Here is a 16397-nt window from a genome sequence, read left to right as displayed (position 1 = left end):
ACGGTGTGCCCGATCTCGTCACCCGCGCGGCACGGGGTGCTCGGCCGGGTGTGCTTTCATGTCAGACGTGGCCACTCCGCTCCAGTATGGTGACCCGCCCCAGTTGGGACCCTTCGTCGTGCAGGCACGTCTGCGGGTGGGACCCGCCGGGCTGGTCTATCTTGGGCTCGCGCCCGACGGCAGGGCCGTCTCGGTCGCGGTGCTGACCAGGGGAGCCGCTCTCGACCCGGCGGCCCGCGACCGCTTCGTCACCGGTGTCCGTGACGCGGCGGCCAGCCGTTCCGGCGTCCGGGGCTGGATGGCCAGGGCGACCCGAGGGCGCACCGCGGTGGCCGATACGGTTCCGCAGGTGCTGGCCATGGACGGCGGGAGCGCCCCGTGGGTGGCCACGCCGTACGAGCCCGACAGGGCGGGAGCGGAGCGGTTCCTCGAACCGGTGCTGGTCAGCGGAACGCTGATCGGCGAGCAGCACGGCCCCGACTTCGCGCCGTACTGGGTGGGCGACCGCTCGCCCGCGCTGCCTGCGCCGCCCAAGGACGCGCCGCCGCCGACCGAGACCCGCCGGGCCGTGATCATCGCGGGGGTCGTGCTGACCCTGCTGCTCGTGTTACTGGCCGTGACGGTCTGGCTCCTGCTGCGCAAGGAAGACGATTTCAAGCCGCAGCCGAGGCCGCTGCCGCCCACGGTGTTCGTGCCGACCCCGCCTCCGGTCCCGGCGACGCCGGATCCCGGCCGGCCCACCCCCGCGCCGTCGCCGAGCCGGAGCGGGACCGGTACCCCCGGCCCTGAGCAGGGCGACGAGAACGAGGGCGAGCCGATCTAGGAGGGCGCCCGTGAGGCCGCGCCGGGGACTGGACCGAGGAGAGCGGGCCCGTGAGGCCGCGCCGGGGACTGGACTGAGGAGAGCGGGGTCGTGAGGAACGAGCGGCCCCGGTCGACGAGGGAAGGAGCCGGGTAAGAGCGGTCTCACCGCGACGCGTCAGCGTCGCCGGCAGCTCGTGAGGAACGAGCGGCCCCGGTCGACGAGGGAAGGAGCCGGGTAAGAGCGGTCTCACCGCGGCGCGTCAGCGTCGCCGGCAGCTCGTGAGGCCGCGCCGGCGACTGGACTGACGTCCGGCTGTTTAAAATGCCATCCCCTTTGTGAAGATTCTTCTCTTTGTCGCTATAAAACGCCCTCTGTCGGATAAGGGGGACCGTGTACCGATATGGAGTGGTACGCCGAACGTGATCGCGGCAGGGAAGGAATCGTCATCATGACGGATGTGTCGAGCGTGGGCCCCCAGCCGGGCGATGACCGCCCGATCCTGACCAATCGGCAGGGGCACCAGGTCTACGACAACCAGAACCAGCGCACGGTCGGCGCGAGGGGTCCGGCCACGCTGGAGAACTACCAGTTCCTGGAGAAGATCAGCCACTTCGACCGCGAGCGCATCCCCGAGCGGGTGGTCCACGCCAGAGGGGTGACCTCCTACGGTTACTTCGAGGCCTACGGCACGTTCGGTGACGAGCCGATCAGCCGCTACACCCGGGCGAAACTCTTCCAGGAGCCCGGAAAACGGACCGACGTGGCCGTCCGGTTCTCCACGGTGATCGGTGGCAGGGACTCCTCGGAGGCCGCCCGCGACCCGCGCGGGTTCGCGGTGAAGTTCTACACCGAGGACGGCAACTGGGACCTGGTCGGCAACAACCTGGCGGTCTTCTTCATCAGGGACGCCCTCAAGTTCCCCGATGTGATCCACGCTCTCAAGCCGGACCCGGTGACGTTCAGGCAGGAACCCGGCCGGATCTTCGACTTCATGTCGCAGACGCCGGAGAGCATGCACATGCTCGTCAACCTGTTCAGCCCGCGCGGCATCCCGGCCGACTACCGGCACATGCAGGGATTCGGGGTCAACACCTACAAGTGGGAGAACCAGGAGGGCGACAGCCGTCTGGTGAAGTACCACTGGATCCCCAAGCAGGGCGTGCGCAGCATGACCGCCGAGGACGCCGCGACCGTACAGGCACTGGAACTCGGACACGCCACCAAGGACCTGCACGAGGCGATCGACCGGGGCGACTTCCCCGAGTGGGAGCTGCGGGTGCAGATGATGAGCGACGACGACCACCCCGAGCTGGACTTCGACCCGCTGGACGACACCAAGGTATGGCCGGAGAACGAGTTCCCGCCCATGCCGGTCGGCAGGATGGTGCTGAACCGCAACGTGGCCAACAACTTCGCCGAGAACGAGCAGATCTCCTTCGGGACCGGCGTCCTGGTCGACGGCCTCGACTTCTCCGACGACAAGATGCTGGTGGGCCGTACGTTCTCCTACAGCGACACCCAGCGCCACCGGGTGGGGCCCAACTACCTGCAGCTCCCGGTCAACCAGGCCAAGCACGCCGAGGTGCGTACCAACCAGCGCGACGGGCAGATGGCCTACTACGTCGACGGTCAGGGCGAGAGCCCGCACGTCAACTACGAGCCGTCCATCACCGGGGGGCTCAGGGAGGGGCAGTACCCCACCTACGACGAGCAGGGGCCGGTCATCTCCGGGAGGCTGACCCGCAAGCGCATTCCGCGCACCAACGACTACACCCAGGCAGGTCAGCGCTACATGCTCATGGAGCAGTGGGAGCGCGACGATCTCGTACGGAACTTCGTCGACCTGCTCTCCCAGGCCTCGCGCCCCGTCCAGGAGCGGATGGTCTGGCACTTCCTGATGGTCGAGGACGACCTCGGGCTCAGGGTGGGAGAGGGCCTGGGCATCAGCCCCGGGGACGTCTCCGACCTGAAGCCGTTGATCGGCCAGGACCTGACGGACGAGGACCGCGAGCGGCTGTCCAAGCTGGGAGAGAACGGGCCGCGCGACGTGACCGGCCTGAAGATGACGCACTGCGTACCCGACGAGCGGGCACGGGTGGAGCGGTAGGAACCGGTCGCCGGGCCGGGGGACGCGCCCCGGCCCGGTGGGAGCGGTGGTCGCCGGGCCCCGGAGCGCGCGGAACGGTCAGACCGCCGGGGGCTGCTCCGCTGATCGGGGCCTTCTTCAACAGAAGAGGCCATAGGTCAAAATCACCCGATTTTTCCGCTTAAAAGGTATGAGTACCACTACAGCGGGCACGCGATCCTCAACCTGAGCTGCCAGTATCTGAGCCGTTCTCACTCCCAATTGGATCGCCATGCCTGTTAAGAGCAACGTTATTCCGATCATTAACTGGTCCCGCCGCTCCTCCTGCCTCAGTGAGGATCCCGAACTCTTCTTTCCGGTGTCCTACGAGGGGCCGGGTCGTGAACAGTACGAGCGCGCCAGAGCCGTGTGCCGCCGCTGCCCGGTGCGCGGGCGCTGCCTGGAGTACGCGTTGAACACCCAGCAGATGGACGGTGTGTGGGGAGGCACCACCCCCGACGAGCGCAGGGCCACCATGACCAGGGCGAGGCGCCAGGTCAGGTAGCGGTGCCCCGGAGTCGGTCGGCCGTCCGGACCTCGTCCTTCTCTTCGATGAGCGCGTGGAACCTGGCGGCGTTGCGCTGGGCGTTGTCCCGGCAGCAGTTGTTGAAGAGCACGTGGGTGACCTCGGCCTGCGCGGCGAGTTCTCTGATCCTGACCGCCCAGTGCTCGAGTTCCGCCTCCGAGTACAGGTAGGCGAAGCGCTCGTCGATGCTCTTGCTGGTCCACCTGTCGGAGTGCCCGTGCAGCCGCACCACGGCGAGATCGGAGGTCGCGGCCAGGACCGGCGGGATCGACGAAGGGTACCCCTGGGGCATGTCGACCCCCACGTAGGTGAGATCGTGTTCGGCGAGGAAGGCCAGGGTGTCCTCGCGGTTCTCCTCGTCCATCCAGGTGTGGTTGCGGAACTCGACGCTGATCCGCATCGGCGCGCAGCGCCGGGCGCACTCCAGGATGTGGCGCCTGTTGTTCTCCCCGACCGGGAACCACGGCGGGAACTGGAAGAGCACCGCTCCCAGCCTGCCCGCCTCGTGCAGCGGTTCCAGCGCGCTGAGGAATCGCAGCCAGACCTCGTCGAGGATCTCCGTCGGCACGTCCTTGAGGTAGAGGTTGCGCTCCGGCGGTGCGCCGAGTCTCTCCCGCAGGTCCCAGTAGAGGGCGGCGGGCCGGGTGGGGTGCCCGGTCAGCAGGGAGAACGCCTTGACGTCGAAGGTGAACCCCGGGCAGGTGCGGTCCCGCCAGGCCTCCACGGTGCTCTGCGACGGCGGATGGTAGTAGGTGGCGTCCACCTCGGCGATCGGAAACCTCGACGCGTAGTAGGCCAGTCGTTTCGCCGGGGTGGAGGCGTCGCCGGGATACCAGCCCGACTCCAGCAGTGACCGGTGCGTCCACGAGGCGGTGCCCACGAGGATCCTGCCCATGCCCGCGTCCCTCCTGGTGATTCCGACAGTCCCGTTGCCGCGTGGTCTCTACGGCCTCGCGCCGACGCCTCCGGCCAACTCGCCCAGGCGGCCGGGCCCTCCGGTGCGCGGTGAGAGTGGCGGGGTGTCCATGCCTTCGGCGTCGCGCAGTCCCGAGAACAGCTCGCTCATCGCCTCCAGCGCCGTATGTCGCGGCTGCCAGCCCAACTCGGCACGGGCACGGCCGGTATCCATGATCGGCATTCTGAGCACCAGGTCGACCAGGCCCGGCGAGGCGGGCACCAGCCTCAGGTGCCAGGCCGCGGCGACCGCGCTCCTGAGCGTCCAGCCGGAGACGGGGACCAGCCGGGCGCCGAGCAACTCGGCCAGCACCGAGGGCTCGATCACCGGGCCGGCCGCGATGTTGAAGGCACCCGACACCGGACGGGTGACCGCCAGCCGGTAGGCCTCGCCGACATCGGCGCTGTGCACCACCTGGAAGCGGAGCCCGGGGGTGTCGGGCACGAGAGGGATCAGGCTCGGCCGCAGCAGCCGCCGCGGTACGAACGGGCCGGCGAACAGCCGCCGCTGTTCGACCGCCGCCTCCCGCTTGAAGGTGAACCCCGGCCGCAGCCGCACGACCCTGATCTGTGGATGGTCGCGCTCGAACATGTCGAGTACCCGTTCCAGGTAGGCCTTCTCCCGGCCGTAGGCGGCGCCGGGCCAGCCGTGGGTGGGCCAGTCCTCGGTGACCGCCCGGTCCTTGCGCGCGGAGGAGTAGGCGCCGACCGAGGAGGCGTGTACGAGCGTGGAGACGCCCGAGCGCGCGGCGGTCTCAAAGACCCTGATGCCGCCGAGGACGTTGTTCCGCCAGGTGGTCAGCGGGTCACGGGTGGGCTGGAACAGCCACGCCAGGTGGATGACCGCGTCGGCCCCCTCCAGGTGCGGTGCCAGGTCGTCGGTGGTGATGTCCGCGGCCCGCCAGGTGGTCTTGGGCGGCCGCCAGTCCGGAGGCCTGCGGGCCAGGCCCACGATGGATGTGATGTCAGGATCGGCCGCGAGGGCGGACATCACGCTGGTGCCCACGTTTCCGGTCGCGCCGACTACGGCTACTCGCATGTCTACCGGGTGCCCGGGGAGAGGCCGGTGAACCTTCCGCCGCCACGGTTTTGCCGTACGCGGTGGTTCACCGGCCGCACCTGACCGCCGTGCCGGTCAGCGGCGGGGTGACGGCCAGGGGTTGGGGCGGCAGCCGTACAGGGACTTGGTCTGCTGGAGCATCACCGGGGCCCGCCGGCCGGGGCCGGGGCAGGACACGTGGCCGTGGCCGAGGCCGTGCCCGACCTCGTGGCTGATGACGTACTCGCGGTAGGAGGCCACGTCACGGCCGTAGCCTCGCGCCCCGGTGTTCCAGCGGACCGCGTTGATGATCGCGCGCTCGCCGTTCCAGCAGGACAGCGTGCCGTTGGTCCGCATCGGCAGGCAACGCCGGTCGGCCGTCTCCGGGCTGCTCAGCGAGACCCTGAGCTCCACCGGGCCGCGCGCCACCCGTTTGAACCGGTACCCCCAGCCGCGCGGGTCGTTGAGGATCCGGTGCACCTCGGAGGCGAACTCCTCCGTCTCGAACGGCAGGCCGCGCTCGACCTCCACCGCGTACCGGACGATCCTGCCCTTGCCCCTGGGAGGTCTGGCCTCGCCGGGGGCGACGGCATAGCGGCCCTTGGCCGCCCGGGGCACCTTCATCCTCAGCGGTTGCTGCCGGCCGTTGGCCAGCAGGAGCGGCTCCTTGACCGGGCCGGAGGGGTCGGCCGTCCCCAGAGGCTGCGGTGGCGGAGTCGGTGTCACGGGCGTCACGGGTATCTGGGGCAGGGCGGCGTCCGGGGGTGGGGGAATGTCGGGAACAGGTTCGAGGTGACCGCTCAGCAGGGTGACCGCTCCGGCCGTGAAGGTGGCCATGACGCTGAACGCCAGAAGCCACATAACGGTCTTGGAGTCACGTCGACTTTCGTTCCTGGACATAGTCCGTAAACCCTATTGCCCTCCGGCGCTAACTGATCAAACCGGGGGAAAATCCATCAGATGGTGGCATCTCAGGGAGCCTTGCGGTGGGTACGCCGACGGCGGCCGCGTGCGGCGGCCGCCGTCGGGTCAGGGGGTTCGCGGTCGTGGGCCGCCACCGGTGCCGTGCTTCGACGGTGGCCCGGTGGGGGCCGGATGTGTCCTAGGAGTGCGGGCAGGTGTCCTGGTACTCGGAGATGTTCCGGTTACCCTGGGGCGCGGGGCACAGGAACTGCTCGTAGCGGGTGTCGTTGTCGACGAACCGCTTCAGCCACGAGATGCTGTACTTGGCGATCGTCGTGTTGGAGCTGTTGGGCGCGAAGTGGCTGGCGCCGGCGAGCTCCAGGTAGGCCTTCTCCGAGGAGGCCGGGATGCTGTTGTAGAACGGCTTGGAATGCGAGCCCACCGGGGCGATGGTGTCCAACTGCGCGCCGACGACCAGCGTCGGGACCCGGATGCCCGACCAGTTCTTGGTCAGGTTCCACCCGGTCAGCGGGATGGCCGCCTGCAACTGCGGCCGGCTGTTGGCGGCCTCCAGGGTGCCGCCGCCGCCCATCGAGTGCCCCATCACGCCGAGCCTGCCGGCGTCGACCCGGCTGGCCGCCGAGCTGCTCTGCACCAGGTAGTCGAGCGCGGCCAGCAGTTGCCTGCCGCGGCTGGCGGGCTGGTCGGAGGTGGTGATGGTGTCGATGTTGAAGACCACGAAACCGTGGGAGGCCAGCCGCGAGGCGAGCCAGGCCATGCTGGACTTGCTCGCGGTGTAGCCGGGGGCGATGGCTATTCCGCCGAAGGTCCCCTCGCTGGTGGACGTCGGGTAGTAGATCGTCCCGCCGCCGAAGCCGGTCACCCGGAGCGAGGAGACGTTGGTCTCCGCGATCGCGAACGGCCCTCTGACCGCCTCGATGCTGGCGTTGGTCGGGTCGGGGCCGCGGTCGTACGGGCCCGCGGCGGCGGCCTGCGCGGCGGGGGCCGCGACGGCCTGCGCGGCGGGGGCGAGGCCCCCGCCGGTGCCGAGCAGAGCGAGTGCGAGGGTCAGCGTGGCGACAGTCGTCGCCCGGCGGGACCGCCTGGGCGCGCGGGCCTGGGGGGTGGTGCGGTACGGCTGCACGTTGCTGTACTCCGTTCCTGTGGGGGGAACCAGGGCGATACGGTGGTCGGCCGACAACCGTTCGTCGCGCGCCGGTCCGCCGCCGGAGGTGGCGACGGCACGGTCAGCGCCACCGGGTGGCCCCTCGGGATTCTGACAGTCGCCACTTTCTCGTTGTCAGGCCCGGAGTGCATCGGTGAAATCACCCGTACTGCACCGCATCCGTGAATCAGGACATCAGTCGCACCAGCTCCACCCGCGAGCGGATGTCAAGCTTGGTGAAGATGTTCCTGAGGTGGTGCTCGACCGTCCTCGGACTCAGGAAGAGCCGGGCCGCCACCTCCCGGTTGGTGGCGCCGTCCGCGACGATCCGCGCGATCTGGTACTGCTGTGCCGTGAGCTTCTCGGTGGTCTTGGGGCGGGATGACCTGACGGCATCCCCGGCCCCGCGCAGCTCGATGCGGGCCTGCTCGGCCCAGAGGCGCGCGCCGAACCGTTCGAAGGTCTCCAGGGCGTTGTGCAGATGCTCCCTGGCCGCGCCGGGTCGCCGGTTCCTGCGCAGGGCACTGCCGAAGAGCAACTGGGTGCGGGCCGTCTCGAACTCGGAGAAACCCTGGTGGTGCAGGTCGAGCGCTGCTCTGAAGTACTCCTCGGCGTCCCCGGGGGCGGCCAGGAGCGCGTGACAGCGCGTGGCGAGCGCGCGCCGGTCGGGACTGCGGGTGCTGCCCACCCAGCCGTCCAGCACCCGCAGGGCCCTCTCGGCCGCCTGCCGGTCGCCGGTGCGTACGGCGGCCTCGACGAAGTGGGGCGTCGATATGACCCGCACCACGAGGTGGCCGCCTGTACCGCCCGACCCGGACGTGGCCCGCAGCCGCTTGGCCGCGTCGGCGTGGCGTCCCGCCGCGAGGTCGAGGTGGGCCAGCGCCCAGTTGCCGAGTGCCCCCGCCACGCCCAGGCCGTGGGCGCCCGCCAGTTCGATGGCGCTAGCCGCCCTGATCGCGCACGTCTCCTCGTCGCCCTCGACGGCCGCGGTGAGCGCGAGCCATCCCAGGTGCTGGCCCGCGCTGTTGGGTCTGCCGCGCTCCTGGGCGATCCGGAGTCCCTCGACGGCGCTGGCGGCGATGGAGGCGTAGCGGCCCATCCAGAGCTCGGCCTGGATCATGAACTCCAGTACCTGGGGCACCGTGGAGACCGCCCCGAGCGCGCGCGCCGTCTCCACCGCCCGGCCGAACAGCCGCTGCGCCTGCGCGTCGTCACCCAGCAGCAGACCGGCCACGCCCGCCCACACCAGCACCGACGGGGTGCGCACCGAGGGCGCGAGCTCCAGCACCCGGCGGAGCGGATCGGCCGCCTCCCGGTGACGGCCGCCGAAGGTCGCCGCCGTACCGGCCAGATACTCGAACATCAGCTGGGTGGCCGCCGGGTCGTCCGGGCGGCGCAGCGTGGCGGCCCGCCGGGCTATGTCCAGGTAGCGGACGTTGTCACCGGCCAGATAACTCGCCTCGCCCGCGCGGATGAACACCCGGACGGCCTGCCCCCGGTCCCTGTCCAGCAGCGACTCGGCCGCCGACATCAGGTCGTCCCCGGCGCTGCCGGCCTTCCCGCTGCGCAGCTCCAGGCTGCCGCGGATCAGCTCGGCCTGGCTCCGTACCTCCTCGGAGATGGTGAGTGAGTGCAGGCGGGCCAGCAGTGACCGGGCGCGCCTGGGCAGCCCGGCACGCCACGCGCGGTTGGCGGCGGCGGCCAGGCGCGCGGCCTTGGCGTCGCCGTGCGCGGTCAGTTCGGCCGCCCGCTCGAAGGCGAGGAAGGAGGCCGGATGGCCCCCCTGGAAGCCCACCGCCGCGGCGGCCGCGGCCAGTTCGTCGGCCAGCGCCTCGTCGGGGCCGTCCATCGCGGCGGCCCGATGCCAGGCGCGCCGCAGCCGCTGGTGGTCGTGGCGCAGCGCGCCGGCGAGCAGGCGGTGTGCCGTGCGGCGCCGGGCAAGCGAGGAGCCGGCGTAGACCACGGCACGCATCGCGGGCTCACGGAAGTCGTAGCGGTCACCGGCGACGTCGGTGACGCGGACGATCACACCCGCCCTCTCCGCCGGTTCGAGCACGGTCAGCGCGCACCGCGGCTCCGCGGCCTCGAGCAGGGTGACCGTCTCCAGGTCGGGGTCGGCCGCGAGCAGCAGGAGCAGGTCCGCGGTGTCGCCGGGCAGCCGCGCCAACCGGTCGGCGTACGCGCGCCAGAGCCGCCCGCCCCTCGGCAGGGTCTCGGGCGGCGCGGTGGCACCGGAGAGCTGCTCGGGACTGAGTGACCGGACGAGCTCTCCGAGCGCGAGCGGGTTGCCGCAGGCGATCTCCAGCAGCGACGCCCGCACGTCGTCGGTCAGTCCCGGCACCAGGTCGTCCGCCAGTCGCCCGGCCGCCTCCTTGTCCAGGGCGTCCAGCTCGAAGGCCGGTACGTCGTCGGGGACCGCGGTGCCGTCGTCGGCACCGAACAGCAGTACCACCGCCTCCCCCGTCAACCGCCTGGCCGCGAAGAAGAGCGCCTCACGGCTGGGGGCGTCGAGATGGTGAACGTCGTCGACGCAGGCCAGCACCGGGCCGTCGAGGGCCGCCAGGAGGTTGAGCACCGCGGCGGGAAGCGCCAGCCCGCCGTCCACCACGCCCAGCTCCAGTGCTCGCGCCAGCGCCGCGGCCTGTGCCGGGGGCAACGCGGACAGCCGGTCGGCGACCGGCCGGAGCAGGCCGTGCAGCCCGGCGCAGGGCAGGTGCGACTCCGCCTCGGTGCCGCGCACCCTGAGCACGACGAAGTCGCCTGATTCGCCCGCGCGCTCAGCAGCGACATCGAGCATCGCGGTCCTGCCCGTTCCCCGCGCCCCTCGCAGGATCAGCGCGCCCCCCGATCCGTCGCGCGCGGCGTTGAGAAGTCGCAGCAGTGCGTCCTGCTCCGCGTCACGGCCATGCAGTGCCGGTGACCGGATGACGGGGGAGGGGGAGGGCATGTCCCAGTGTTACGCGCGTATGTCGCGCCTGGAAAGGGCCGGTGCGGGGGCCTCCGCCGGCTCGCGCCGGCGCCTCGGCACCTTCCTGGGGAAAGACCGGTGATTTCACCGATGCGCGCCGGGGAAACGGGCCGGAGGTGGCAACCGGGCCGGAGGGAGGGGGTCTCCGGCCCGGTTCAGGGGGTGCTCACCAGCCCGGGACGATCATCTTCCTGGCCTGCCCGGGGTCGTCCGCGCCCAGGGCGAGCCGGGCGTTGTCACGGCACTGCGCCAGGGAGTGCGCGGCGAGGCTCTCCCGCACCGCGGGAACGCTGGGCGCCGACATCGACAGACTGGTGACGCCCAGCCCGACCAGGACCGTCGCCAGGAGCGGGTCCGCCGCCGCCTCGCCGCACACGCCGACGGGCTTGCCCACCGCCTGCCCGGCCGTGGCACAGTCGGCGATCAGCTGGAGCAGCGCCGCCTGCCAGGGGTCGAGCAGGTCGGCGAGATCTCCGTGCTGCCGGTCGGAGGCGAAGGTGTACTGGCTCAGGTCGTTGGTGCCGATGCTCAGGAAGTCGAGCTCCCTCAGCAGGCGTTCGGCGCGCAACGCGGCGGCGGGGACCTCCACCATCGCCCCGACGCGGTCGATTCCCCGGGCGCGGGCCCGCCCGGCGAAGTCGGCCGCCTCGCCCACCGTCGTCACCATGGGCGCCATCACCCACGGCTCGGCCCCGCTCTGGCGCGCGGCCTCGGCGATGGCGTCGAGCTGGGTGTCGAGCACCTCGGGCCTGACCCGGGACACCCGCAGCCCCCGCACGCCCAGCGCCGGGTTGGTCTCTTCGGCCAGCCCGAGGAACGGCAGCGGCTTGTCGGTGCCCGCGTCGAGGGTGCGGACCACGACATGCCCGCCGGGCGCGGCGCGGAAGACCGCGGCGTAGGCGGCCACCTGCTCCTCGTAGCCCGGCTCCTCACGCCGGTCCAGGAAGAGGAATTCCGTACGGAACAGTCCCACTCCCTCGGCGTCCACCTCCCGCGGTGCGAGGTCGGCCGCGGAGCCGATGTTGAGCAACAGCTTGACCGGGTGGTCGTCGGAGGTCCGGCCGGGGCCCCGGCTCGTGCTCGTCCGGCGGCGTTCGGCCTCCGCCAGGCGCTGGATCTCGGCGGCGGCCTCCTCGCCGATGCCGGCCTCCACCTCGCCCCGCAGGCCGTCGACGGACACCCAGGTCCCCTCGCCGACCTCGCTCACCTCCCGGCAGGCGACCACGGCGGGCAGGCCGCGGGCGCGGGCCAGGATGGCGGTGTGGCTGGTCGGGCCGCCCCTTGAGGTGACGAGGGCGAGAACGGTGTCGGGGTCCAGGTTCACCGTGTCGGCGGGGGAGAGGTCCTCGGCGACCAGGACGAAGGGGTGACCGGGGGTGGGCACCCCGGGGACGGGGAGGCCGAGCACCGCCGCGACGGCCCGGTTACGGACGTCGTCGAGGTCGGCGGCTCGCTCGGCGATGTAACCGCCCGCCGCCAGCAGTGCGCGCCGGTGGTGGGCGCATGCCTCGTCGATGGCGTGCGCGGCGTCCTTGCCCGACCTGACACCGGCCTCCACGGACTCGTGCAGACCGGGGTCGTCGGCGATGAAGGACTGCGCCTCCAGGATCGCCCGCGCGTCGGCGTCGGGCGCCTTCTCCGCCCGCTCCGCAAGTTCGGCGGCGGTGGCCCGCAGTGCGTCCAGCGCCCGGCCGAGTTCGGCGTCGGCGTCGGCGACCGGCGCGGGGGCAGGCAGCTCAGGCGGGGCCGCCATCCGGCAGACCCGCCCAGCGGCCCGCCCCGGGCTCACGCCCAGGCCCTTGAGCGTCTCAGCCATGCGGTGTCTCTTCGGCGTCGAGGTCGCGGGCGAGCAGGTCGGCGAGGGAGTCGAGTGCCTCGTCGGCTCCCGGTCCCTCCGCGTCCAGGGTGACCTCCGTGCCGTGCGTCGCGCCCAGCGCCAGCACGGCGAGCATGCTGTTGGCGGGTACGGGTTTGCCTTCCCCGACACGGATGCGGACGGGCATCCCCTGCTTGGCCGCGGCCTGCACGAAGATCTTCGCGGGCCGGGCGTGCAGGCCCGTGCTTGAGGCGATGACCACTGTCCTCTCCGGCATCTCCGGTTCTCCTTCTGCGTGTTCTGCGAGTGGTGTGAGGTTGCGCCGGCCCTCCCGCCGGATCCGGCGGGAGGTGGGCGGGGCACCCCGATGTGGATCGGCGTGCCCTCCGGCGGCTCCCCGGTATGGCCTTTCGCTCCTGCCCGGCCCGAAGGCCCGAAGCTCCGGGGGCCGGGGCGGTCAGGGTTCGATGGTGACCTTGATGGCCTCGCCCCTGCCGACGATGTCGATCCCCTCCAGCACCTCCGCGAGCGGCAACCGGTGTGTGATCAGATCGGAGACCGGCACCGAACCGTCGGCGATCAACCGCAGCGCCTGCGCGTTGTGCGCGGGACTGGACCCGTTCGCGCCCACGATGGTCAACTCCCGGTAGTGCACCAGGTTGGAGTCGCACCCGATGATCGGATTGTCCTTGGGCAGACCGCCGAAGAAACTGATCCGCCCCTGGCGGGCCGCCATCCGCAGCGCCTGCTCCTGGGCCGCCCCCGAGGCCGCGGCGGTGATCACGACGTCGGCGCCCCTGTCCTCGGTCAGCTTGAGCACCTGCTCGACCACGTCCTGGCCGTGCACCACCGCGTCCGGGCGGACCAGCCCGGCGGCCATCTCCAGCCGCTCGGCGTTGATGTCGACCAGGAAGACCCGGCCCGCGCCGCGCGAGCGGGCCAGCCGCACGTGCAGGCAGCCGATCGGGCCCGACCCCATGATCACCACGTCGTCGCCCTCGCCGACCCGGGCCAGTTCCTGGCCGTTGAGCACACAGGCCAGCGGCTCGGCCACCGAGGCCTCGGCGAAACCGACCCCCTCGGGAATGCGGTTGACGCCGCCGACCGCCAGGACCTTGGCCGGGATGATCATGTACTCGGCGAAGCCGCCGTCGTAGTGGTAGCCCATCGACTCCTGGTCCGGGCACACCGTCATCCGGCCCCGCCGGCACTCCTGGCACCTCCCGCACGGGATCGCGGCGATCACCTGCACCCGGTCGCCCGTGGCCCATCCGCTCACCCCCTGGCCGACCTCGGCGATCTCGCCGGCGATCTCGTGGCCCATGACCCTGGGCGGCCTGATGTGGTGGTGACCGTGCCGGGAGATCTTCACATCCGTGCCGCAGGTCGAGCAGTTGCGCACACCGATCTTGATCTCGCCTGGTCCGGCGACGGGCTCCGGCGCCTCCTCGACGCGGATGTCGCCGGGAGCGTAGAAACGGGCGACCTTCACTGTGCTTCGTCCTCTTCGTTGGGTTGCAGCAACCGGACCACCTCGGCGACCTCGGTCGCCTCGCGAAGGGCACGGGCCTGCTCGGGATCCATCAGGATCTGGGCGAGTTCGGCGAGCAGCCGCACATGGCCATCGCCCTTGGCGGCGATACCGATGCACACCGTGACCCGCTCGCCGTCCCAGTCGACACCGTCGGGAAAACGCAGCACACAGATCGCGTCATGATGAACGGCGTCCTTGGCGGCCAGGGTGCCGTGCGGGATGGCCACCCCCTCCCCGACATAGGTGGAGATCGAACGCTCCCGCTCCAGCATCGCGCCGATGTAGGAGCTTTCCACCGCGCCCACATCGAGCAGGGTCTGCCCGCACTGGCCGATCGCGTCGTCTCGGCCGGTGGCTGAGGCCGCCAGCAGGATGGCGCGTGGGTCCAGTGGCAGTGGCGCGGTCTCAGGCATCGACGGTGCCGCCGTTCTTGATCGTGTTGATCAGTCTGGTCACCGCGGGGTCTCCGATGAAGACCTGAAAGGAGATCAGTACCTTGTCCGGGGCGCCGGCCCTGGCCCGGGCGGCCAGACCGGCGTGACAGAGGACCACGTCGGCATCGGCCGGGATCGAGTTGACCGGGGTGTGCTCGACCTGGACGTGGTGGCTCTTGAGCTGCTTGCGCAGCTGGGTGGCCAGCATCACGCTGCTGCCCATCCCCGCGTCACACGCCACGATGATCTTGTGGATGTCCTTGCTGTCGATACTGGGCATCGCTCAGGCCTCCTTGACCACAGGTGCGCTCTCGGACATCGCTCAGGCCTCCTTGACCACGGGCGCGCTCTCGGACTCCACGACGCTCTCCTGCTCGCCCTCCTCGCCGCCCCGGCCGAAACCGAGCAGTACCGAGGCCACCGCGAAGGACACCGCGGTCGCGGCGAAGATCCCGGCCAGCACCCCGAACCAGCCACCCTTGGGCGTCACCGCCAGATACGCGAAGATACTGCCCGGCGAGGCCGCCGACACCAGCCCCGCACCGGTCATGATGAACACCAGAATCCCGGTCGCGCCACCGGCGATGACCGCCAGGATCAACCGAGGCTTCATCAGCACATACGGGAAGTAGATCTCGTGGATCCCGCCCAGGAAGTGAATGATGATCGCCGCCGGGGCACTGGGACGCAGCAGACGCGGCCCGAAGAACAGGTAGGCCAGCAACAGGCCCAGACCCGGGCCGGGGTTGGACTCCAGCATGAACAGGATCGATTTGCCGAACTGGGTCACCTCGTTGGCGCCCAGCGGGGTCAACACCCCGTGATTGATGGCGTTGTTGAGGAACAACACCTTGGCCGGCTCGATCAGGATCGAGGCCAGCGGCAGCAGGTTGGACTCCACCAGCCAGCCCACCGCGTTCCCGGCCGCGGTGGTGACCGCCGAGACCACCGGGCCGACACCCCACACCCCCACCAGGGCCATCGCACCACCGACGATCCCGGCGGTGAAGTTGTCGACCAGCATCTCAAAGCCGGCCTTGGTGCGCTCGGAGGTGAAACCGTCGACGAGCTTGAGCAGGAACGCCGCCAACGGCCCCATGATCATCGCGCCGAGGAACATCGGGTTCTCCGCGCCCACCACGACGCCCATGGTCGCCACCGCGCCGACCACCGCGCCGCGCTGACCGTGCACCATCCGCCCGCCGGTATAACCGATCAGGACGGGCAGCAACGTGGTGATCATCGGCCCGACCAAAGCCGCGAGACTCTCGTTGGGCACCCAGCCGGTCGGGATGAACAGCGCGGTGATCAGACCCCAGGCGATGAACGCCCCGATGTTCGGCATGATCATCCCGGCCAGATACCCGCCGAAACGCTGGATCTTCGCTTTTACCCCGGTCCCGGTGACGGTCGGGGTGTAATCGGTGCTCACGTGGTATTGCTCCTTCCGGGGCGGCCGGCCAAACAAAACAAGGGGGGGACCGGCCAAAAAAAGGGGGGTGGAACCGCGCCGCCGTCAGCCCCCGGACCGCAGCGGCAAGGTCGGATCGGCGGCGATGACACGCACGTCATCACGCCGAATGTCATCAGGGCAGGGCATCCGGCTTCCCGGCAGCCCGACCGCGGCCGTCGCCCAGGCCAGCGCCTCGACCAACGCGCCCGGCCCGCGCGCCCCGCCGGCCAGGAACCCGGCCAGCATCGCGTCACCGGCGCCGACGGAACTACGCGGCTCGGCCAGCTCACCCCGGCCGAACCACACCTGATCGTCTTGCAACAAGATCGCGCCATCGGCGCCCAGACTGGCCAAGACCGTGCCCGCCCCCCGGGCCCGCAGACTCTCCGCCGCCTTGATCGCATCCCCCAGGCAGCAGATGACCACGCCGGTGGCCTCCCCCAACTCCTCCCGGTTGGGCTTGACCAAAGCAGGCCTTTGAGCCAGCGCCTCGACCAACGCCGGACCACTGGTATCGATCGCGACGTTGATCCCCGCCCCGCGAAACCGCTCACACAAACGGGCGTAGACATCGACCGGCACCCGCGGCGGCAGACTCCCCGAGGCCACCACCCAGTCCGCCGAGCCGGCCGCCCCCAGCACCGCGGTGGCCAACGCCTCCAACTCCGCCGCCGA

General features: G+C 71.0%; 15 protein-coding genes. 3 read left to right on the top strand and 12 right to left on the bottom strand.

What is annotated here, in order from left to right; genetic code table 11:
• Window positions 1-58 precede the first annotated feature (58 nt).
• The 3 genes from IG98_RS0101835 to IG98_RS0101825 all read left to right on the top strand — a co-directional run bounded on the left by IG98_RS0101835 (window position 59) and on the right by IG98_RS0101825 (window position 3435).
• Window positions 59-823, top strand: a complete 765-nt coding sequence (locus IG98_RS0101835) for a hypothetical protein (protein ID WP_030904450.1) — start codon at window positions 59-61, stop codon at window positions 821-823.
• A 430-nt stretch (window positions 824-1253) separates the two neighbouring features.
• Window positions 1254-2912 (top strand): catalase, encoded by a 1659-nt coding sequence (locus IG98_RS0101830; protein WP_030904448.1) that lies wholly within the window; start codon window positions 1254-1256, stop codon window positions 2910-2912.
• A 250-nt stretch (window positions 2913-3162) separates the two neighbouring features.
• Complete coding sequence (locus IG98_RS0101825) at window positions 3163-3435, top strand: WhiB family transcriptional regulator (protein WP_030904446.1); 273 nt, start codon at window positions 3163-3165, stop codon at window positions 3433-3435.
• Here IG98_RS0101825 and IG98_RS0101820 read toward each other — a convergent pair.
• From IG98_RS0101820 to IG98_RS0101765, 12 genes are all read right to left on the bottom strand, one after another.
• Window positions 3428-4351 carry a DUF72 domain-containing protein gene (locus IG98_RS0101820; protein WP_051751379.1) on the bottom strand — a complete coding sequence of 308 codons (924 nt, stop codon included), beginning with the start codon at window positions 4349-4351 and terminating at the stop codon, window positions 3428-3430. The two genes, IG98_RS0101825 and IG98_RS0101820, sit on opposite strands and share 8 nt — an antisense overlap.
• Before the next feature lie 48 nt (window positions 4352-4399).
• Complete coding sequence (locus IG98_RS0101815) at window positions 4400-5449, bottom strand: NAD-dependent epimerase/dehydratase family protein (RefSeq protein ID WP_030904442.1); 1050 nt, start codon at window positions 5447-5449, stop codon at window positions 4400-4402.
• A 96-nt stretch (window positions 5450-5545) separates the two neighbouring features.
• Window positions 5546-6286, bottom strand: a complete 741-nt coding sequence (locus tag IG98_RS0101810; RefSeq protein ID WP_245651369.1) for a DUF3152 domain-containing protein — start codon at window positions 6284-6286, stop codon at window positions 5546-5548.
• A gap of 265 nt (window positions 6287-6551) precedes the next feature.
• Window positions 6552-7496 (bottom strand): bis(hydroxyethyl) terephthalate hydrolase, encoded by a 945-nt coding sequence (gene bdeA / locus IG98_RS0101805; RefSeq protein WP_030904438.1) that lies wholly within the window; start codon window positions 7494-7496, stop codon window positions 6552-6554.
• A 208-nt stretch (window positions 7497-7704) separates the two neighbouring features.
• Entirely contained in the window at window positions 7705-10464 is a 2760-nt protein-coding gene (locus IG98_RS0101800) for a helix-turn-helix transcriptional regulator (RefSeq protein WP_030904436.1), read from the bottom strand.
• Window positions 10465-10651: 187 nt separating this feature from the next.
• Window positions 10652-12301, bottom strand: a complete 1650-nt coding sequence (ptsP, locus tag IG98_RS0101795) for a phosphoenolpyruvate--protein phosphotransferase (RefSeq protein WP_030904433.1) — start codon at window positions 12299-12301, stop codon at window positions 10652-10654.
• Entirely contained in the window at window positions 12294-12578 is a 285-nt protein-coding gene (locus IG98_RS0101790; protein ID WP_030904431.1) for an HPr family phosphocarrier protein, read from the bottom strand. The genes ptsP and IG98_RS0101790 overlap by 8 nt, the downstream gene beginning before the upstream one ends.
• Window positions 12579-12758: 180 nt before the next feature.
• Window positions 12759-13793 (bottom strand): zinc-dependent dehydrogenase, encoded by a 1035-nt coding sequence (locus IG98_RS0101785; RefSeq protein WP_030904429.1) that lies wholly within the window; start codon window positions 13791-13793, stop codon window positions 12759-12761.
• Entirely contained in the window at window positions 13790-14248 is a 459-nt protein-coding gene (locus IG98_RS0101780) for a PTS mannitol transporter subunit IIA (protein ID WP_030904427.1), read from the bottom strand. Before IG98_RS0101780 ends, IG98_RS0101785 begins: the two co-directional genes overlap by 4 nt.
• A complete protein-coding gene (locus IG98_RS0101775) occupies window positions 14241-14549 on the bottom strand; it encodes a PTS lactose transporter subunit IIB (protein ID WP_030904425.1) in 309 nt (102 codons plus the stop codon). The genes IG98_RS0101780 and IG98_RS0101775 overlap by 8 nt, the downstream gene beginning before the upstream one ends.
• A 42-nt stretch (window positions 14550-14591) precedes the next feature.
• Window positions 14592-15701: a mannitol-specific PTS transporter subunit IIC gene (gene mtlA, locus IG98_RS0101770; protein ID WP_030904423.1), complete on the bottom strand. Its 1110-nt coding sequence runs from the start codon at window positions 15699-15701 to the stop codon at window positions 14592-14594.
• 84 nt (window positions 15702-15785) lie between these two features.
• On the bottom strand, window positions 15786-16397 hold a 612-nt coding region (locus IG98_RS0101765), incomplete at its 5' end, for a 1-phosphofructokinase family hexose kinase (protein ID WP_030904421.1).

It is taken from the genome of Streptosporangium amethystogenes, assembly GCF_000721075.1.
Classification (GTDB): Bacteria; Actinomycetota; Actinomycetes; order Streptosporangiales; family Streptosporangiaceae; genus Streptosporangium; species Streptosporangium amethystogenes.
This window is presented reverse-complemented; position numbering and strand designations above follow the sequence as displayed.